This is a genomic window from Mycolicibacterium sarraceniae (assembly GCF_010731875.1).
Lineage (GTDB): Bacteria > Actinomycetota > Actinomycetes > Mycobacteriales > Mycobacteriaceae > Mycobacterium > Mycobacterium sarraceniae.
This window is the reverse complement of record NZ_AP022595.1, coordinates 2,079,768-2,098,772: the sequence shown is the minus strand read 5'-3', so window position 1 is coordinate 2,098,772 and position 19,005 is coordinate 2,079,768. Positions and strand designations below refer to the sequence as shown.

The following is a 19,005-nucleotide window of genomic DNA, read 5'->3' as shown; positions in this document are numbered from 1 at the left end:
CAGTGATCGCTACCGCACAAAGATGATGTGTTGGGATAGGCGCACCTTCGCCAACCACGCCGAGCCTCGGCCGTGGGCCAAAATCGTTAAGGAGATGCGCATGCTGGCGCCGATCTCCGCCGAGTTCAGCGGCTTCGGCATGCGGTACGGGAGTGGCATGTGAGTTTCGACGTCTCCGCCGATTCCGGCGCGGACGCGTACAACGCGCGACTCCTTCTCCGCGACGATCCCCACGACGACCCCCTATTGGCCCGACTGCGCGACGACTCTCGCACCGAATGTGTCGACCTCTCCGGCAGACGGACAACGCACCTGCGGACGTCGTAGCGGCGGCCGCGCGACGCGCCCCGTCCGGGGGGAACATGCAGCCCTGGAACAGAGAGGCGCACAATGACTCGGTGACCGTCGAGCTTGACCCGAACTGCACCTCGACGATGGACGTCGCCTACCGGGCCAGCGCTGTGCCGATCGCGGCGGCGACCTACAACGCACGTAGGCGCCGTATAGCCAGCGGGAGGACACTCGGGTAATGGCGCTCGACACTCTGATCACGAGCGTGGCCACCAAGCTCATGGCGGCTACGTCTGCCACCTCAGCGCAGGTGAGCCAGGAGGTTCTCGCCGACCTCGTGGCGTCCTTCGGTGTCGACTTCAGCTTCCTGCGCTACAACGACCATGCGATCCGTGCTACCAAGCTGGTCGCCGAATGGCCGCCGCGCCCCGACGTCCCCGATCCCGACCTACTCGGAGTGCTCTACCTCGCCGACGCCGATCCGATCTTCGCGGCCGCCGAGACCGCCAAAGAGCCGGTCTTCTTCTCCCCCGAGCCGATCGCCGACGACTACCAACGCCGAGTCCAGGAGGCCAGCGGCGCCGCGCGGCCATCGCTGGCGTCGGTACCGCTGCTGTCCGGTGACGTCACCACCGGGGCATTGGGGTTCATCAAGATCGGCCTCAAGGACTGGTCGCCAGAAGAGCTGAATGCGCTCCTGGCGATCGCCTCGTTGTTCGCCCAGGTGCAGGCGCGGGTGGTCGCCGAGGAAGAGCTGCGGTCTCGCGCCGAGCATGACGACCTCACCGGGCTGCACAATCGCCGGGCGTTGCTGGCCCACCTCGACGACCGGCTGGGGGTGGGGCAGCCGGGCCCGGTGTCGGCACTGTTCCTCGATCTCGACCGGCTCAAGGCGATCAACGACTACCTGGGGCACCATGCCGGCGACTGGTTCATCCAGGCGTTCGCCGCGCAGCTGCGTGAGGAGACCGCCGAAGGCGATGTGATCGCCCGCCTTGGGGGCGACGAGTTCGTCGTCGTACCGGCCGGACCGATGGACGCCGACGCCGCCCTTGCGCTGGCGCATCGGCTGCAGGCGGTGCTGCGCGACCGGGTGACGATCGGCGGTGAGATGCTCACCCGCACCGTCAGTGCCGGTGTCGCACTGGGAGTTCCGGGCCGGGACACCACGTCGGATCTGCTGCGGCGCGCCGACCAGGCGGTGCTCAACGCCAAGAACGCCGGCGGCAACAAGATTGCGATGTTCACCGACGAGATGTCGCTGAAGAGCCAGTTCCGCAACGACATCGAGCTGCATCTGCAGAACGTGATCGACGCCGGAACGCTGATTCTGCACTACCTGCCCGAAGTCGACATGCGTACCGGGGAGATCCTGGCGACCGAAGCACTGGTGCGCTGGCAGCACCCGACTCGTGGGCTGCTGCTACCCGATTCCTTCATCAACGTCGCCGAATCGATCAATCTGGCAGGCGAATTGGGACGCTGGGTGATGCGCGCCGCCTGTTCGGAGTTCAGCAGCTGGCAAGCCCGCGGTATCGGCATGGACGCGGTCATCCGGATCAACGTCTCCCCGGTGCAACTGGTCACCGACGGATTCGTCGAATCAGTGGCCGACACGATCGCCGAATTCAACGTCGATGGCAAGTCGGTGTGTCTGGAGATCACCGAAAGCGTTGTGGTGCAAGACATCGAAACTACCCGCATCACCCTGGCCGGCCTCAAAGACCTCGGGCTACAGGTCGCCATCGACGATTTCGGCACTGGTTACAGCGTGCTGACGCATTTGAAATCGCTTCCGGTGGACACCCTCAAGATCGACAAGGGGTTCGTGCTCGATCTCGGCACCAACCCCGAAGATCTGGCGATCGTCCGCGCGATCATCGCGCTCGCTGATGCGTTCAACCTCGAATTAGTGGCCGAAGGGGTCGAGCGGCCGAGCGCGGCGAGGACGCTACTCCAACATGGCTGCCATCGCGCTCAGGGATTCCTGTTGTCGCGCCCGGTGTCCGGCGATGCCATGGCCGAACTTTTCGCCAAAAGGTTTATCCCGGTGGATTTTTCCACACCGCATCGGGGCTGAGTCAGGAGCTATACAACAACTCGACGAGGCCGAACCGGCTGGCCGTGCGACTCACAACGGCGACTTGCGTTGGGCCAACGGGCAAGTCAGGCTGGACGGGCCAATCGGCACTGCTGGGCGCAGGCCCGATCGACAGGGCAATACCAACGGTCGCACGCACCAGCCGTGTTCCCGCAGCCGTGGCCAGGGCCGCGCCTGCCACCCGCCCCTCCTCGAAGACCAACCGCTCCAGCGTGGTGCCAGCGTCCTCCAGGAGGCCGCGTTCATCAATCTGTCCGCGCAACCATTCGGCCAGTTCACAACCGGGTCGGTCAGTTTCGGGCCGATAGTCGCCCAGGATGCCTGCTTGGATCGTCTCCCCTGAACTGCGCAGCGTCGTCATATTCTCGGGTATCTGGCTGTAGATCACGCCGAACGGCGAGGCGACGCAACGCGCCGAGAAGTCGCGAAGTCGGGAGCCGAAAAACGGTTCGATCGTGGCCTTGCGGTCCTTGCTCACAACGACCGGTTTGGCGCGAACGACCGCGAGTTCCAAGTCCCGATCAATCGGCAGGTCCACGTCGTCGGTCATCGACTTTAAGTAGGCGGCGGTGTCGGGATCGGAAGGCTCCGAAGACAACTCCGCATCGGCGAACTCGACGTCGAGTTCGAGATCCGTACACCAGATGGCATGCGCCAGCGCGCCAAGGCCTGCACCGGCGCAGATCACGTCGACGACGTAATCCCACGGCAGTTCTGAAGCCTCGATGGCCTCCTCATCAATCCGTGCCATCCTCGTGCGCGTCAAGACGTCGGCAGGCCGAGGTCGGCCAGACCCAGCACGCTGCGGTAGGGCACTCCTTCGGCCTCGATCGCCTCGGCCGCCCCGGTAGCGCGGTCCACCACCGTCGCGACACCCACGACCGTCGCGCCCGCATCCCGCACCGCGTTGACGGCGGTCAGCGCCGAACCTCCGGTGGTGCTGGTGTCTTCGACCACCAGCACGCGCTGGCCTGCCACGTCGGCACCCTCGATGAGCCGTTGCATCCCGTGGCTTTTCAGCGCCTTGCGCACCACGAAGGCGTCGATCGGCCGGCCCGGCGCGTGCATGACCGCCCCAGCCACCGGGTCAGCTCCCATGGTCAGTCCGCCGACCGCCGCATAGTCCCAGTCAGCGGTGAGCTGGCGCACCAGTCGGCCGATCAGCGGCGCGGCCTGGTGGTGCAGGGTGGCGCGCCGCAGGTCGACGTAATAGTCGGCTTCCTTGCCCGACGACAGAGTGACGCGACCGAACACCACTGACAGCCGGCGGACCAGCTCGGCGAGTTCGGCGCGGTCAGCGACGTTGAGTTCAGCTCCGCCCACGGCTTTTTCCTGTTCTGTTGTTGACCGCGCGAACAATCCCGCGCGGGACCAGCCGGCCGACCGTGGTCAGCACCTTGTGCTGCAGGCTGGGAATGCTGATGATCTTGCCTTTGGCCACATCGGCCAGGCTCTCAGTCACCACGTCATCGACATTGAGCCACATAATTGTTGGCAGCGACGTCATGTCGATGCGGTTGGCCGCTCTGAGTTCGGCAGCCAGGTCGTTGAGGCGCTCGACGTGACGCGCGACCAGCACCAGGTTGTAGCCGTCCCGCGCATAGCGGCGGGCATAGCCGGCACCGAGACCCGCGGTGGGGTCGGTGACGAGCGCGACGGGACGGGACACGCCGAGACCCTACCGGCTCAGCGCTGGTAGTTGGGAGCCTGTGTACCAGCCGGGCTGGAACTGCGCGGCTGCTGCGGGCGCAACGGCGGTGGGACCTCGGCCCGTCCCGGCGGCAGCTCGCGGCGGCCGGCGGGGGCCAGGGGGCGGCCCGGAGAGGCATCGCGGCGACCCGCAGACTGGGGCAGCGCCGGCTGTGCGGTGGGCGGCAGCACCCGCAGCAGATCGTTGAACTGCCGCACGGTGCGCAGACCCTCGTCCCACTGAGCGCGGCTCGAGGAGATCGGCATGGACACCAGCGTCCAGTTCTGCTCGTTCCACATGATCTCGGCGCAGTCCGGCGCGGTGTGGGCGAAGGTGACCATCCGGCGGTCACACGCCCGGCGGGCGGCGTCCAGGTTGGTCGAGTAGACCATCCGCGGGCCGATGGCGCCCAGCAGCCAAATGTCACTCTCGCGTGGCTCGGCGATGCCCTTGAGCCGCAGGTCCATCACGACGTTGGTGCCAACCTTGCGGTGCAGGGCGATCACGGTGGCGACGTCCTCGAGATCGAAGATGTACACCGCCTCGCCGCGGATCTGACCGAGCACCACATTGCGGGCGGTGACATCGCCGACGGTCGACATCACACCGCGCTTCCAGCGGTCGATGATCTCGGCGGACTCGGATTCGAAGTCGAACCCGTGCGACCGCGCCCAGGACTTACGGCGACGGCCCAAACCACGTCGACGGCCGATGTCGACGTACAACAGCACCGCCGCACCCACGAAGCAGAGCGCGGACAGCGTGAACCAGAACGGAACCATTAGACGTAGCGTATCTGTTCACCGCCAGGAAGCGAGAACTCCGACAGGTCACAAGCCCATCACATAGCCTCCCGGCCATGGCGTACGACGCCTACCAGCTGATCCGGATCGCGAAAGACCGAGGAATCTGCCGAGCCACGCTCGACAATCCGCCGATCCCGACATCTTCATCGCGCATGCCGATGTGGCGTTGATCCTGGACCTGCCCGCCGGCGATGGCCTGGTCCAGCGCCGCGGTGAACCGGTCCAGGTATTCGGCCTGCCCGCCGGGATAGAGCCAGCGTGTCGGCGTCGAACGGCTCGCCCGAGCCCAAGATCGCGAGCAACACATTGTCGTCGGCGCTGGCGCCGGAGGGCGTGGACGTAGCCGAGCAGTCGCGCGCCGAGCACGTCGGTTTCGGTGATCACGGCCAGCACCGGTCCGGCGATGCTGGCACCGGAAACGAGAACGCGCATGAAATCCCCTCCACCACTTCACTTGATGCAACGGTGCGTTACGTAGACGGGCATGCAGAAGGTCCCCGCACGATCGTGCGGGGACCTTTGCGCCGAAAACTCAGCCCAGAATCAGCGATTCGCCGTCCGGGGTCACGTTGACCGACACGACGTCACCATCGTGCACCTCACCGGCCAGCAACAGCTTGGCCAGCTGGTCACCGATGGCCTGCTGAATCAGCCTGCGCAGTGGACGGGCACCGTACAGCGGATCGAATCCGCGCTCGGCCAGCCACTGCTTGGCGGGCAACGACACCTCGAGGGTGAGCCGCCGCTGCGCCAACCGCTTCTGCAGCTGAGCCAGCTGGATGTCGACGATCGACACCAATTCGTCCGGCTGAAGGCCGTCGAAGACGATGACGTCGTCGAGCCGGTTGATGAACTCCGGCTTGAACGCCGCGCGCACCGCCGCCATCACCTGCTCCTCGGTGCCACCTGCGCCAAGATTGCTGGTCAGGATCAGGATGGTGTTGCGGAAGTCGACCGTGCGGCCCTGGCCGTCGGTCAGCCGGCCCTCGTCGAGCACCGCCAGCAGTACGTCGAACACATCGGGGTGGGCCTTCTCGACCTCGTCGAACAGCACCACCGAGTACGGCCGTCTACGCACCGCTTCAGTGAGCTGACCACCCTGGTCGTAACCGATGTAGCCCGGAGGCGCACCGACAAGCCTTGCGACGGAATGCTTCTCGCCGTACTCGCTCATGTCGATGCGGATCATGGCCCGCTCGTCGTCGAACAGGAACTCCGCCAAGGCTTTTGCAAGCTCGGTCTTACCAACACCGGTCGGTCCGAGGAACATGAACGACCCCGTCGGCCGGTTCGGATCCGCGACACCGGCTCTGGTCCGGCGCACGGCGTCAGAAACCGCGGCGACAGCTTTGACCTGTCCGACGACGCGCTTGCCGAGCTCGGACTCCATCCGGAGCAGCTTGGCGGTCTCACCCTCGAGCATCCGGCCCGCTGGGATACCGGTCCACGCCGACACCACGTCGGCGATGTCATCGGGCCCGACCTCCTCCTTGAGCATCACGTTCTCGCGGGCTTCAGCCACCGGCAGCGCCGCGTCCAGCTTCTTCTCGAGCTCGGGGATGCGGCCGTATCGGAGTTCGGAGGCCTTGGCCAGGTCACCATCGCGCTCGGCGCGGTCGGCCTCACCGCGCAGCCTGTCCAGCTGCTCGGTGTAGTCGCGCACAGTGTCGATCGCGCCCTTCTCGTTGTGCCAACGGGTGGTCAGCTCGACCAACTGCTCCTTCTTGTCGGCCAATTCGGCGCGCAGCTTCTCCAGCCGGTCCTTCGACGCGTCGTCCGACTCTTTGGCCAGCGCCATCTCCTCGATCTCGAGGCGACGGACGATACGCTCGACCTCGTCGACCTCAACGGGCCGCGAGTCGATCTCCATGCGCAACCGGGACGCGGCCTCGTCGACCAGGTCGATGGCCTTGTCGGGCAGGAAGCGCGATGTGATGTAGCGGTCGGACAGGGTGGCCGCGGCGACCAGCGCGGAGTCGGTGATGCGCACGCCGTGGTGCACCTCGTAGCGGTCCTTGAGGCCGCGCAGGATGCCGACGGTGTCCTCGACCGAGGGTTCGCCGACCAGCACCTGCTGGAACCGGCGTTCCAGGGCGGCGTCCTTCTCGATGTACTTGCGGTACTCGTCGAGGGTCGTCGCGCCGACCAGCCGCAGCTCGCCGCGGGCCAGCATTGGCTTGATCATGTTGCCGGCGTCCATCGCGCCTTCGCCGGTTGCACCGGCGCCGACGATGGTGTGCAACTCGTCGATGAACGTGATGATCTGCCCGGCCGAGTTCTTGATGTCGTCGAGGACGGCCTTGAGTCGCTCCTCGAATTCGCCGCGGTACTTGGCGCCGGCGACCATCGATCCCAGATCCAGCGAGACAACGGTTTTGTCCCGCAGGCTTTCCGGCACGTCACCGGCCACGATCCGCTGGGCCAGACCCTCCACGATCGCGGTCTTGCCGACGCCGGGCTCACCGATGAGCACCGGGTTGTTCTTGGTGCGCCGGCTGAGCACTTGGATGACACGCCGAATCTCGTTGTCACGGCCGATGACCGGATCGAGGTTGCCTTCGCGGGCGCGAGCAGTCAGGTCGGTCGAGTACTTTTCCAGCGCCTGATAGCTCGCCTCGGGATCCGGGCTGGTGACCCTGGCGCTACCGCGGACCTTCACGAACGCATCCTGCAGAGCTTGCGGAGACGCGCCGTGACCGGTGAGCAGCTTGGCCGTGTCAGAGTCACCTGTGGCCAGTCCGACCATCAGGTGCTCGGTGGAGACGTATTCGTCGTCCATCTCTGTTGCGAGCTGCTGGGCGGCGGTGATCGCCGCCAGCGATTCACGCGAGAGCTGGGGTTGCGACGTCGGGCCGCTGCTCGACGGCAGCCGGTCGACCAGCCGTTGCGCCTCGGTGCGGATCGTGGCTGGATCGACACCGACAGCCTCGAGCAACGGCGCAGCGATGCCGTCAGCCTGCGTGAGCAGTGCCAACAGCAGGTGGGCAGGCCTGATCTCCGGGTTGCCGGCCGCACTGGCAGCCTGCAACGCAGCGGTCAGCGCCGCCTGAGTCTTGGTGGTCGGATTGAAAGAATCCACGACACCTCACTTTCAGTCAGGCCGTGCCCGCGGTCAGTCGCCAGGGCACGGCAAAATGCTTCTCGCCTTCTTCAACATCGTCAAGGTTGAGTCTGTTCCGCTCAACTTTAACTTTTCCGAAAAACTCTTCGCGACCTGCCCGGGACCCGTTCCGGTCGGTCCGGCCACCGGTCGCGGTGCTGGTCGACCTCACGATGTCGTTCCCGAGCGAGCCGCACCGCTCCGGGCGCTATCACCCGCACGGTCTGCAGATGCACAAGGTCGTCACGGGCATGCTGAGCCGCTGGGGAATCTGCGAGCAGGGCGACTGGTGGGGGTTGGTGACCTGTGAGATCGCGTACGGATCGCAGGGCGCGACCGTGACGCACTGGGTGCCCGCCTGGAATCTGCGGCAAAAGCCAGGTCGACCGTGTCAGATGCGATTATCGAAACACCGCAACAGCAGCAGCACCGTCGGGTGCTCGGTGCGAAACCGCTGAACCGCGCGCTCACCTCGGCCAACCGGGCCTCGACCGCAGCGGGCCCGGCCCATCGCCACAGTATGCCAGAAGAAGCCCACCCCCGCCGCTACGCCACCGCATTCCCCGATCACCATATCTGCTGTGGCACAGAGTATTCCGCCCCGCCGTCCGATACCCATCGAGCGTTGGCGCGCGGCGCTGTCCAGCCAGTGATGCAGCGCCCGTACGCTGGCGACGGTGACCGCGATTCCCCAATCGAGATGCGGATCGGTCAGCACGGAAATCCGGAGTTCGGTTGCCCCTGCCACCCGAATCCAGGACAGCCGGCGCTAATCACTCGAGCATGGATCACTAGGTACGGCCGGCGTTCGGGGCCGACGTGGTGGCGTACGGGTTCGTCATCGTCACCGTGGTCGTCGTCGTGGGGGTGGAGTAGTCCGTCTCCGGCGGCTCCGTCGGCGCGCCGGAGGTCTCTGACGACGATGTCGCCAGCCCCGAGGTCGGATTCAGATCGGTGGTCGAGACCGACCGCGACGTCGTCGTCGTGGTCCGAGTCGACGTGCGGGAAGTGGTCGTCGACGTGGTCCGCGTCGTCGGCACGTTCGTCACCGGACCGTCCTGGCGCTGCGAGCTGTCCGCGGTGTCCATGACGGCATAGACCAGCAACACCAGCAGGAGTATCGCTGCGACCCCGGAGACGTAGACCAAGGTGTACTGCCGGCCGTCGCGGCCGTCATCGCCCTTTTCCTCGTCGGCACGCTTGCCCACGGGGGGAGATAGTACGGTCAGCCGTGGCCGTACGCTGTCCGACTAGCGCCGGGAGGAACCGATGACGACCAGTCTCGGTTCCGAACTGGCCGAATTGATCCCGTTGGCCCTGGTGATCACGCTGTCCCCGCTGACGATCATCCCCGGCATTCTCATGTTGCACACACCGTCGCCCCGCCCGACCAGCATCGCGTTCCTGATGGGCTGGGTGCTGGGTATCGCCGGACTCACGGCGGGGTTCGTGCTGGTGTCCAACGCTCTGGGCGGGCTGAACAAGCAGCCGACCTGGGCGCCGTATGTCCGCCTCGTGATCGGCTCCGCGCTCATCGTCTTTGGGCTCTACCGGTGGTTCACCCGCAACCGCTCGGAACGCGCCCCCCGCTGGCTGAAATCGATGACGAGCATCGGCCCCGGCCGAGCCTTCGTCACCGCGGTCGTTCTGGTGGTCATCAACCCCAAGGTTCTGTTCATGTGTGCCGCGGCGGGCCTGGCGATCGGGTCGGCGGGTCTGGGGACCACCGGGGCGTGGACGGCCGACGCGGTGTTCACCGCCACCGCCGCCTCGTCGGTGGCGCTGCCGGTACTGGCCTATCTAGTGGCCGGTGAGCGACTGGACGAACCGCTGACCCGGTTGAAGAACTGGATGGAGGCCCAGCACGCGACGCTGGTCGCCGTGATCCTGGTCGTCCTCGCAGCGATGGTGCTGTACAAGGGCATCCACGGCCTGTAGGCGACCCGCCTAAGATCGCGGCCGTGGGCCTCGAGGATCGTGATTCGCTTCGGGTGCTGCATGCTGCCCTGAACCCCGGGGCAGACTCCGAGGAACTGCTCCGCCGCATGTACACCCGGTGGTTCGCGCTGGACGCACCCGTGCGTGACTTGTTCGGGCCGGAGCTGGCGTCCCAGCGGGCGGCATTCGGCCGGGCGATACATTGGGTATTCGGCGAGTTCGTCGCCCAGCGCGCCCAGGAACCGGTGGCCTTCCTCGCGCAGCTGGGCCGAGACCACCGCAAATACGGTGTCACCGAACAGCACTACGACAGCCTGCGGCGAGCCTGGTACTCCACCATGCGCAGCCATCTGATCGACAGCTGGACCCCCGCCGTCGAGGATGCCGCCACCCAGGCCATCAACCTGATCACTGCCATCATGGCCGGCGCGGCCGACGCCGATGACGGGCCGGCGTGGTGGGACGGCACCGTGCTGGAGCACCATCGGGTCTCGCGCGATATCGGGGTCGTCCGCCTGCGCATGGACCGCCCGATGACCTACCACCCGGGCCAATACGTCAGTGTCCAAATCCCACAGTGGCCGCGCCGCTGGCGGTTTCTGTCCCCCGCCATGCCGCCCGATCCGGACGGCTTCATCGAGTTCCACGTGCGCGCGGTATCGGGCGGCATGGTTAGCAATGCGATGGTGGCCGAAACCCGCGCCGGCGACCGGTGGCGACTGTCCAGTCCGCACGGCGCGATGGACGTAGACCGCGACGGGGGAGACGTGCTGATGGTGGCGGGCAGCACCGGGCTGGCCCCACTGCGCGCGCTGATCATGGACCTGTGCCGGTTCGGCGAGAACCCACGGGTTCACCTGTTTTTCGGCGCCCGCTACCCGTGCGAGCTGTACGACCTGCGCACCCTCTGGGAGATCGCCGGCTCCAGCCCGTGGTTATCGGTATCCCCGGTGTCGGAGTACAGCTTTGACCCGCCGTGGGCCGCCGCCTATCCCGACGTCCAGCCGCCCCGCGGACTCCACGTGCGCCAGACCGGACGACTCCCCGACGTGGTGACGAAATACGGGTCGTGGGGAGATCGCCAGATCTTGATCTGCGGCGGCCCCGCCATGGTGCGCGCCACCCATGACGCGCTGATCGCCAAAGGAACGCCGCCCGAGCGCATCCAGCACGACCCGTTCTGAACTGGGACTGGTCATTGGAACGGCGCCTCGACACCTACCTGCGCCATCAAGATCGTGACGACATCGGCGAACAGAGATGCCGCGTAGGTAACGGTGGTCGACCGGGTGATGGCCGATTTGGGACGGGCTCGCCGCGACGGCGTTCCCTCCCCGCCGCATCGTTAGACTCCGACGATGGCCCAGCTGGCATCCGTCGTTCTGCGCGATCCATCCTCACCACTGACCGCCACGTACGTGCCGTCGGCCGGCATGATCTGCACGTCACTGTCCGATGACGGGGTCGAGCTGCTGGGACAGCGCCGGGGACTGGACGCCTACCTGACGAACGCCAAGACGTTCGGTATCCCCATCCTGTATCCGTGGGCTAATCGGTTGAGCGCCAACGGATATGATGTCGACGGCGGGGCCGTGACGCTGACGAACGGCACCGGCGGCGTTCACACCGACAAGCACGGCTTGGCAATACACGGTGTGCTCTCGGCCTACCCGGGCTGGGTGGTCACCGAACAATCCGGGAACCAGCTGACCGCCGGCCTGGACTTCGGAAATCACCCGGGCTTGCTGGCCAGCTTCCCGTTCCCCCACGTGCTCACTCTCGATATCACCCTGGCCGATCGCGCGCTCACGGTAGCGACGACAGTCACACCGACCACCGGGGTGTCGGTACCGCTCTGCTACGGGTTCCACCCGTACTTCACTATTGCCGGGGTGCCGCGATCGGAGTGGACACTGCAGACGCCGCGGCTGCGCCATCTGACGGTGGACAGCCAGGGCATCCCCACGGGCGCCACCGATCAGTGGCCGGCATTCTCGGAGAAGCTGGGCGACAAGATATTTGACGATGGTTTCGACGAGGTGCCAGGCGGCGCGGTTTTCACCCTCGCCGGCGGTGACCGCCGCATCGAGGTGGTCTATGACCAGGGCTTCCCGGCGGCGCAGATCTTCGCCCCCGCCAGTGATGATTTGGTCGCGATCGAGCCGATGACCGCGCAGACGAACTCACTGCGCACGGGTGCCTACCGCACGGCGACGCCGGATCAGCCGGCCACCGCGGTGTTCACCGTCCGGCTCACCTAACGCCCGCGCGGCTTCCAGACCACCAGCGCCGTGCTCTTGGGCACCACCGCCAGATCACGACGCTGGTTGGCGCGCAATGATTCCAGCTCGTTCATCATCTCCTCGACCCGCGACTGCAGGGCCTCGACCTGATTGGTCAGTTCGATGATCCGCTTGATCCCGGCCAGGTTGACACCTTCGTCCTGCGACAGCCGCTGCACCTCGCGCAGCAGCTCGACGTCACGCTCCGAATACCGCCGCCCGCCACCAGAACTGCGCCGCGGACTGACCAGGCCGAGCCGGTCGTAAGTGCGCAGCGTCTGCGCATGCATACCGGCCAGCTCGGCGGCCACCGAGATCAGAAATGTCCGGGCTTCTTCTGATGCAGCCATCAGCGGTTGCCCGCCCATCCCGCCCGTGGGTCGAAGCCACTGGTCCGTTCGGCGGTCGCATAGGCCTCCAACGCCTCCAGCGCCGAACCCTCGAGGTTGGGCGGCACCGCAACCTTGACGGTGACCAACAGGTCGCCGTGGCCGCCGTCGCGCTTGGGCACACCACGCCCGCGAACCCGAAGGATCCGGCCGTCCGAGGTGCCCTTGGGCACCCGCACGCCGACCTTACCCTCCAGGGTGGGAACGGAAAGTGTTGTACCCAAAGCCAATTCGGTGAAGCTCACCGGCACAGCCACGGTCAGGTCGTCGCCGTCACGCCCGAACACCTTGTCCGGCCGCACGTGCACGGTGACATACAGGTCACCCGACGGCGCACCGCGCAGCCCCGCCTCACCCTGACCGGCCAGCCGAATGCGCTGACCGTCCTCGACGCCCGGTGGGATCCGGACATTGATGGTGCGGGTCCGGGTGGTCACGCCGGTGCCGTGGCACTCGTCGCAGGGGTTCTCGATGATCGAGCCGCTGCCCCGGCAGTCGGTGCAGGGCTCGGAGAACCCGAACGCGCCTTGGTTGCGGTTGATCACCCCAGAGCCGTTACACGACGGACATACCTTCGGGCTGGTGCCCGGGCGTGCGCCGCTGCCATGGCAATTCGTGCACGGCGCTGGGCTGGTCAGCCGCAGCGGCATGGCCACACCCTTGGTCGCTTCCAGGAAATCGAGATCAGTCTCGGTCTCGAGATCCTTGCCGCGCCGCGGCCGGCTTGGTCGCGGCGGTGCGCCGCGCCCGAACAGGCCACCGAACAGATCGCCGATGTTCGTGCCGCCGGTCTGACCGGCGGTGTCGAACAGATCGTTCAGGTTGAACTCGCCGCCGTCGGCGCCGTAGCTGCTGAATCCGCCGAAACCACCACCGCCACCGTTGCCGTTGCCGCGACGACCGAAGCCGCCGCTGGCGAACAGCCGCCGGGTCTCGTCGTACTCCTTACGCTTGGCCGGATCAGTCAGCACATCCCTGGCCTCGCCGACTTCCTTGTAGCGGTCGTCGGCTGCGGCGTTGTCCGGATTGCGGTCGGGGTGATTCTCGGCGAGCAACTTGCGGGCAACCCGCTTGATCTCGTCTTCGCTGGCGTCGGAGGAGACGCCGAGCACCTTGTAGAAATCCTTCTCAACCCATTCTCGCTGGACCATGCCGCGTCACCTCCTCTCACCGTTCGTCATCGTGTTAGTTCGATTCTGCGTTCTGTGCGCCGCTCTGCTCGCCGTTGACGGGCGTGTCGGCCTTGGGGGCTTCTCCGGCGGACCCGGCCGATCCTTCCGGGACAGTGTCGACCACCCCGACGAGCGCGTGCCGCAGCACGAGGTCGCCGAGTTTGTAGCCGTGCCGCATGACCGTCCCGAGCACCGGCTTGGAGCCCTCGCCCTCATGCTGTACGGCTTCGTGCAGTGACGGATCGAACTCGTCACCCTCGGCGCCGAAGGCCGTCAGGCCCAGCCCGGCCAGGGCGGCCGTCAGCTTGTCGGCGACCGATTTCAGCGGGCCGGTCTCCAGATCGCCGTGGCTGCGGGCCCGGTCGAGATCATCGAGCACGGTGAGCAGCTGGCTCACCACCGTGGCCTTCGCCCGCTCGCCGGCTACCTGCTGATCGCGCAGCGCGCGCTTGCGGTAATTGGCGAAGTCGGCCTGCACGCGCTGCAGATCGGCGGTGAGTTCGGCGACCTTGTCGGCGACCTTGTCGGCGTCCCCGCCGGCACCCGCGGCCTCCGGCGCCGGCCCACTGGGGGCCGGGCCGGAAGGCTCGCGAGCTTGTCCGGTCTGGGGGTCGATTCGGCGCTTGTCAGTGACAGTTACCGGTTCGTCCTCGCGACCTTCGCTCACTTGCGCTCCTGATCATCGTCATCAACGACCTCGGCATCCACGACGTCGTCATCGGACGCGCGGCCCGATGAGTCGGCGGCCTGGTCGGCCTGGGTGGCCTCATAGATTGCCGAGGCGAGAGCCTGCGACTCCTGACCCAGCTTCTCCATGGCGGACTTGATCGCACCGATGTCGGTGCCGGCCAACGCCGTCTTCGCGTCGGTGACCGCGGCCTCGACCTTGGTCAAGGTTTCCTCGGGGACCTTCGATCCACCTTCGGCGGAACGCTGTTCAGCGACGAACTTCTCCGTCTGGTAGACCAGCGACTCGGCCTGGTTGCGGACGTCGGCCTCTTCGCGACGCTTGCGGTCTTCCTCGGCGTGCGCCTCGGCGTCCTTGATCATCCGGTCGATCTCTTCCTTGGACAGGCCGGAGCCTTCCTGGATCTTGATCGTGTTTTCCTTGCCGGTGCCCTTGTCCTTGGCGGTGACGTGCACGATGCCGTTGGCATCGATGTCGAAGGTCACCTCGACCTGGGGTACCCCGCGCGGAGCCGGCGGCAGGCCGGTCAGCTCGAAGGAGCCGAGCAGCTTGTTGTGCGCCGCGATTTCACGCTCACCCTGATAGACCTGGATCTGCACCGACGGCTGGTTGTCGTCGGCCGTGGTGAAGGTCTCCGACCGCTTGGTCGGGATGGTGGTGTTGCGTTCGATGAGCTTGGTCATCACGCCACCCTTGGTCTCGATACCGAGACTCAGCGGTGTGACGTCAAGCAGCAGAACGTCTTTCACCTCGCCCTTGAGCACGCCGGCCTGCAGAGCAGCACCGACCGCGACGACCTCGTCGGGGTTGACGCCCTTGTTGGGCTCCTGGCCACCGGTGAGTTCCTTGACCAGATCGGTCACCGCGGGCATGCGGGTGGAACCACCCACCAGCACCACGTGATCGATATCGCCGACCGAGATGCCGGCGTCCTTGATGACCTGCTGGAACGGCGCACGCGTGCGGTCGAGCAGATCCTGGGTGATCTTCTGGAACTCCGAGCGAGTCAGCTGCTCGTCGAGGAACAGCGGATTCTTGTCGGCGTCGACGGTGATGTAGGGCAGGTTGATCGACGTGCTTCCGCTGGACGAGAGCTCGATCTTGGCCTTCTCGGCGGCTTCACGAAGCCGCTGCATGGCCATCTTGTCCTTGGTCAGGTCGATGCCCGCCGATGCCTTGAACTTGTCCACGAGCCATTCGACGATCCGGTCATCCCAGTCGTCGCCACCGAGGTGGTTGTCACCCGAGGTCGCGCGGACCTCGACGACACCGTCGCCGATCTCCAGCAGCGAGACGTCGAACGTGCCGCCACCGAGGTCGAAGACCAGGATGGTCTGTTCCTTGCTGCCCTTGTCCAGGCCATAGGCCAGGGCGGCCGCAGTCGGTTCGTTGACGATGCGCAGCACGTTCAGGCCGGCGATCTGGCCGGCTTCCTTGGTGGCCTGGCGCTGGGCGTCATTGAAGTACGCCGGCACGGTGATGACCGCGTCGGCGATGTCCTCGCCCAGGTAGCTTTCGGCGTCGCGCTTCAGCTTCATCAGCACGCGGGCGCTGATCTCCTGCGAGGTGTAGTCCTTGCCGTCGATCTCGACGGACCAGTCGGTGCCCACGTGTCGCTTCACCGAACGGATGGTCCGGTCGACGTTGGTCACTGCCTGGTTCTTGGCGGGCTGGCCGACCAGCACTTCGCCGTTACGTGCAAAGGCGACCACGGACGGCGTGGTACGGGATCCTTCGGAGTTGGCGACGACGACAGGGTCGCCACCCTCCAGTACCGCCACGACGGAGTTGGTGGTCCCGAGGTCGATGCCGACCGCACGAGCCATGATGAATCCTCCTGATAGTTACGTCTTTGGATCTGAGCGAACCAGGCTCAAGACTGCCCCCGCCGATGGGCGGTTGTCAAGCCATAGTTGAGTCTGTATCACTCATGTTGTCGAGAGGGTCAACGGGAGGGAATCCGAATTTGTTCCCGGCCATTCCCATCTGTAGGAATCCGCGTAAGTTGTCGGATTGTCATTTAGCTGTCGGAGGCGTGTCGGAAAGTCATTAGAGTGTCGGCGTCAGGCACAGTCAGGTCGTGACATCCGGTAAGGGTGCGGCGACCGAAGTCAGCTACATCGCGGACGACGATGAGCCGGTCACGGTGGACTTCGACCGCGTCGATGCCGAGCATCCTGACCGGTTCCTCGATCCAGACCGCATCCGTATCGCTCGCGCCCGTCGCGGACTAACCAAGGCTGAGCTGGCGCGGGCACTTGGGGTGACGCCGAGGTCGATCACCCGGTACGAATCCGGTGAAGCCCCCCGTGATTCCGCGGAGACTCTGTCGCAGGCCCTGGAGTTCCCAGCAGAATTCTTCACTGCCCCGGATGCGCCCGAGATCGAGATGAGGACCGTCAGTTTCCGCGCCGCCCGGCGAGCGACGGCACGACACCGCGGCGCCGCGGTGGCCGCGGGGTCGATCGGGATCGAGATCGACCGGTGGATCTCGAGGCGATTCATCCTGCCTCTCGTAGACGTGCCTACCCACCCGGGGGAACAGCCGCGTCTCGCGGCACGCCTGGTGCGGGCCGAGTGGGGGTTGGGGACACGGCCGCTGCCTAACGCAGTGCAGCTGGCCGAATCACGCGGCGTGCGGGTATAAACGTTGCCACCTATCGCCGAGAAGGTGGACGCCTACTCCACCTGGCACGACGACAAACCGTTTGTGTTCTTGGCACGCCGGCGGTCCCCTGAGGGAATGCGGTTCGATGTCGCCCATGAACTCGGGCACCTTGTGCTACATCCAGCCGCTGCCTGTGACGACACAGCACAGGAGCGTGAGGCTAATGAGTTTGCCTCCGAGTTCCTGATCCCCGGTGACGCCATTCCGGAATACCTGCGGAGCAACCCTCCGATTTCGGATCTACTTGAGGTTCGGGATCAGTTCAAGGTCTCGGCAACGGCTCTAGCACACGCGACGCACGCCGCAGGACGCATGACCGACTGGGCCTACCGCAACACATGCATCGAGCTATCAGGTCGCGGGTTCCGAAAGGGCGAGCCGGGCGGAATGCCGAACCATGAGATGTCACGAGTGTTCCCCCAAATCCTCGGAACCCGGGGCACAGTCACCGCAAGACAGGTCGCCGCGGAGCTCCGTGTGCCAGTCCAGGAAGTCCGAGCGTTGACGTTCGGCGTCGAGCTAGGCGCCGCCGCTGCCGGTGTGGATGCGCCAGCCATGAACAACGCCGCGACGATGAGCCATTCGCAGCTGCGGTTGGTTCGTTGACGATCGCCAGCAGATCGTCGCGTTTCGAGTTGGGGCAGTTTGCGACACTCGCTGGAGGTTGATCCTACGATCGACGCACCACGGGTCGTACGATCCGTCTCAACGCGGAGCGGCGCTATGACGCAGCGCCGCGATCGACGGGCTGCACGGGGGCGGGGGCTGGGATGGGGATCACCGCCAACGATCTCTACAGCTCCATTCAAGGCGTCTTCCGCCGTGGCCTGACAATTGTCGTGGGATCCGGCGCATCGTGCCACTACGGACTGCCCAGTATGGGCGCCCTCGCCGACCACCTACAGCAAGCGATACCCACCGCGCCGGGCACTCTCTGTGAAGAAGGCACGGCCCAGTGGCAACGCATCAGCGCAGAACTCGCCGCAGGCGCGGGGCTGGAATCAGCCCTCGGCGAGGGCAACTTGGCTGACAGTCTTGCCGACCAATTGACCTCCGCTATCGCTAACCACGTGAAGGACGCCGAAGCGACAGCAATATCGCAGATCCTCGCGGAAGAGACCATCTCGGCATTCGGGCGACTGTTCGCGCACATCCTGCGCACCAGCGACGTGGCCGACGTCATAACTACCAACTACGACCGTCTGCTCGAAGTCCACGCAGCAAGAGCGGGCGTCCGAATGGACACCATGTTCTATGGGCACACGATCGGACGGTTGAACGAGTCGCTAAGCCGAGAAGAGCTCCTCCAACGGCAGCCCACCGTTGGCCGGGGCGCAAAGTTGACAGTCAGACCACGTCCTCATATCCGACTATCGAAACCGCATGGCAGTCTGGACTGGTTCAGCCACAACGGAGAGTGCCTTCGCAGCGATCTGGCCTTGCGAGGAACGCAACGCATCATCGCGCCCGGGGGGAACAAGTACCGGCTCGGCTACGTATCGACAGCATATTGTTGCGCGCACTGCGACGACCGCAGTCGAAGAAGGCCGGCTGCTTCCGGCCGATTCTGTTACCAGCGTCCGACAGTCATCGTTGACTCCATCAAACCTGGGATCGGTGCTTCGAATTACCTTTGCCTGAAGGCAAATTCGGCCTGGTAGTGCGACGTCGGCAGAGCGAATCCCTGGTCGGCGTCCGCCTTCACATGTTAGGCTACGCGGGCAAGAATCCGTTCGAGTTATCGTCTCGACGATTTGGGAAGGAGCTGCGTCATGGGGGATATCCGACGCGGTCTGTTCGTCGAAGCATCTCGCGCTCACGGCTCTGCCCCAGCTCTCTGCGGGTAAGTCTCAGTCGCGGGGGTTATCCGCGGATTTTGC

Annotated in this window: 20 protein-coding genes and 1 pseudogene; 9 read left to right on the top strand and 12 right to left on the bottom strand. The window is 65.7% G+C overall.

The window, feature by feature from the left end:
- The first annotated feature begins 398 nt into the window (after positions 1-398).
- Complete coding sequence (locus tag G6N13_RS25665) at positions 399-530, top strand: hypothetical protein (RefSeq protein ID WP_268949109.1); 132 nt, start codon at positions 399-401, stop codon at positions 528-530.
- Positions 530-2,371 carry a putative bifunctional diguanylate cyclase/phosphodiesterase gene (locus G6N13_RS10385; protein WP_163696785.1) on the top strand — a complete coding sequence of 614 codons (1,842 nt, stop codon included), beginning with the start codon at positions 530-532 and terminating at the stop codon, positions 2,369-2,371. The genes G6N13_RS25665 and G6N13_RS10385 overlap by 1 nt, the downstream gene beginning before the upstream one ends.
- Position 2,372: 1 nt before the next feature.
- On the opposite strand, the gene G6N13_RS10380 is transcribed toward G6N13_RS10385, so the two are convergent.
- The 6 genes from G6N13_RS10380 to clpB all read right to left on the bottom strand — a co-directional run bounded on the left by G6N13_RS10380 (position 2,373) and on the right by clpB (position 7,967).
- Complete coding sequence (locus G6N13_RS10380; RefSeq protein WP_163696784.1) at positions 2,373-3,080, bottom strand: hypothetical protein; 708 nt, start codon at positions 3,078-3,080, stop codon at positions 2,373-2,375.
- A gap of 74 nt (positions 3,081-3,154) precedes the next feature.
- Positions 3,155-3,715, bottom strand: coding sequence for an orotate phosphoribosyltransferase (gene pyrE / locus G6N13_RS10375; protein WP_163696781.1), 561 nt, complete (start codon positions 3,713-3,715; stop codon positions 3,155-3,157).
- Positions 3,702-4,061 (bottom strand): SDR family NAD(P)-dependent oxidoreductase, encoded by a 360-nt coding sequence (locus tag G6N13_RS10370; protein WP_163696779.1) that lies wholly within the window; start codon positions 4,059-4,061, stop codon positions 3,702-3,704. The genes pyrE and G6N13_RS10370 overlap by 14 nt, the downstream gene beginning before the upstream one ends.
- Before the next feature lie 17 nt (positions 4,062-4,078).
- On the bottom strand, positions 4,079-4,864 hold the full coding sequence (ttfA, locus tag G6N13_RS10365; RefSeq protein ID WP_163696777.1) for a trehalose monomycolate transport factor TtfA: 786 nt from the start codon (positions 4,862-4,864) through the stop codon (positions 4,079-4,081).
- Between the two features lie 91 nt (positions 4,865-4,955).
- Positions 4,956-5,195 (bottom strand): hypothetical protein, encoded by a 240-nt coding sequence (locus tag G6N13_RS10360; RefSeq protein WP_163694283.1) that lies wholly within the window; start codon positions 5,193-5,195, stop codon positions 4,956-4,958.
- 225 nt (positions 5,196-5,420) lie between these two features.
- A complete protein-coding gene (gene clpB / locus G6N13_RS10355; protein WP_163696775.1) occupies positions 5,421-7,967 on the bottom strand; it encodes an ATP-dependent chaperone ClpB in 2,547 nt (848 codons plus the stop codon).
- A gap of 92 nt (positions 7,968-8,059) precedes the next feature.
- Here clpB and G6N13_RS25025 point away from each other — a divergent pair.
- A pseudogene (locus G6N13_RS25025) lies at positions 8,060-8,365 on the top strand (hypothetical protein); the annotation flags it as partial.
- A gap of 14 nt (positions 8,366-8,379) precedes the next feature.
- On the opposite strand, the gene G6N13_RS10345 reads toward G6N13_RS25025, so the two are convergent.
- Both G6N13_RS10345 and G6N13_RS10340 read right to left on the bottom strand, forming a co-directional pair.
- Entirely contained in the window at positions 8,380-8,736 is a 357-nt protein-coding gene (locus tag G6N13_RS10345; protein WP_163694282.1) for a hypothetical protein, read from the bottom strand.
- Positions 8,737-8,779: 43 nt separating this feature from the next.
- Positions 8,780-9,196 carry a hypothetical protein gene (locus G6N13_RS10340; RefSeq protein WP_163696773.1) on the bottom strand — a complete coding sequence of 139 codons (417 nt, stop codon included), beginning with the start codon at positions 9,194-9,196 and terminating at the stop codon, positions 8,780-8,782.
- A gap of 61 nt (positions 9,197-9,257) precedes the next feature.
- Here G6N13_RS10340 and G6N13_RS10335 point away from each other — a divergent pair, with 61 nt between their 5' ends.
- The 3 genes from G6N13_RS10335 (at position 9,258) to G6N13_RS10325 (ending at position 12,187) form a co-directional block, all read left to right on the top strand.
- Positions 9,258-9,926, top strand: a complete 669-nt coding sequence (locus tag G6N13_RS10335; RefSeq protein ID WP_163696771.1) for a GAP family protein — start codon at positions 9,258-9,260, stop codon at positions 9,924-9,926.
- Between the two features lie 23 nt (positions 9,927-9,949).
- Positions 9,950-11,110: an FAD-binding oxidoreductase gene (locus G6N13_RS10330; RefSeq protein ID WP_163696769.1), complete on the top strand. Its 1,161-nt coding sequence runs from the start codon at positions 9,950-9,952 to the stop codon at positions 11,108-11,110.
- Between the two features lie 174 nt (positions 11,111-11,284).
- Positions 11,285-12,187 carry an aldose 1-epimerase gene (locus tag G6N13_RS10325; protein WP_163696767.1) on the top strand — a complete coding sequence of 301 codons (903 nt, stop codon included), beginning with the start codon at positions 11,285-11,287 and terminating at the stop codon, positions 12,185-12,187.
- Here G6N13_RS10325 and G6N13_RS10320 read toward each other — a convergent pair.
- Genes G6N13_RS10320 through dnaK form a run of 4 tightly spaced genes read right to left on the bottom strand, consistent with a single transcriptional unit; the run spans position 12,184 to position 16,283 of the window.
- Positions 12,184-12,558, bottom strand: a complete 375-nt coding sequence (locus tag G6N13_RS10320) for a heat shock protein transcriptional repressor HspR (protein ID WP_163696764.1) — start codon at positions 12,556-12,558, stop codon at positions 12,184-12,186. The two genes, G6N13_RS10325 and G6N13_RS10320, sit on opposite strands and share 4 nt — an antisense overlap.
- Complete coding sequence (gene dnaJ, locus G6N13_RS10315) at positions 12,558-13,748, bottom strand: molecular chaperone DnaJ (protein WP_163696762.1); 1,191 nt, start codon at positions 13,746-13,748, stop codon at positions 12,558-12,560. The genes G6N13_RS10320 and dnaJ overlap by 1 nt, the downstream gene beginning before the upstream one ends.
- 34 nt (positions 13,749-13,782) lie before the next feature.
- Positions 13,783-14,436 carry a nucleotide exchange factor GrpE gene (grpE, locus tag G6N13_RS10310; protein WP_163696760.1) on the bottom strand — a complete coding sequence of 218 codons (654 nt, stop codon included), beginning with the start codon at positions 14,434-14,436 and terminating at the stop codon, positions 13,783-13,785.
- Positions 14,433-16,283: a molecular chaperone DnaK gene (dnaK, locus tag G6N13_RS10305; RefSeq protein ID WP_163696758.1), complete on the bottom strand. Its 1,851-nt coding sequence runs from the start codon at positions 16,281-16,283 to the stop codon at positions 14,433-14,435. The genes grpE and dnaK overlap by 4 nt, the downstream gene beginning before the upstream one ends.
- Positions 16,284-16,537: 254 nt before the next feature.
- Here dnaK and G6N13_RS10300 point away from each other — a divergent pair, with 254 nt between their 5' ends.
- The 3 genes from G6N13_RS10300 (at position 16,538) to G6N13_RS10290 (ending at position 18,786) form a co-directional block, all read left to right on the top strand.
- Positions 16,538-17,104 carry a helix-turn-helix domain-containing protein gene (locus G6N13_RS10300; protein ID WP_163696756.1) on the top strand — a complete coding sequence of 189 codons (567 nt, stop codon included), beginning with the start codon at positions 16,538-16,540 and terminating at the stop codon, positions 17,102-17,104.
- A gap of 3 nt (positions 17,105-17,107) precedes the next feature.
- Positions 17,108-17,731, top strand: coding sequence for an ImmA/IrrE family metallo-endopeptidase (locus tag G6N13_RS10295; protein ID WP_163696755.1), 624 nt, complete (start codon positions 17,108-17,110; stop codon positions 17,729-17,731).
- A 164-nt stretch (positions 17,732-17,895) separates the two neighbouring features.
- Positions 17,896-18,786: an SIR2 family protein gene (locus G6N13_RS10290; RefSeq protein WP_163696752.1), complete on the top strand. Its 891-nt coding sequence runs from the start codon at positions 17,896-17,898 to the stop codon at positions 18,784-18,786.
- Positions 18,787-19,005: the final 219 nt, after the last annotated feature.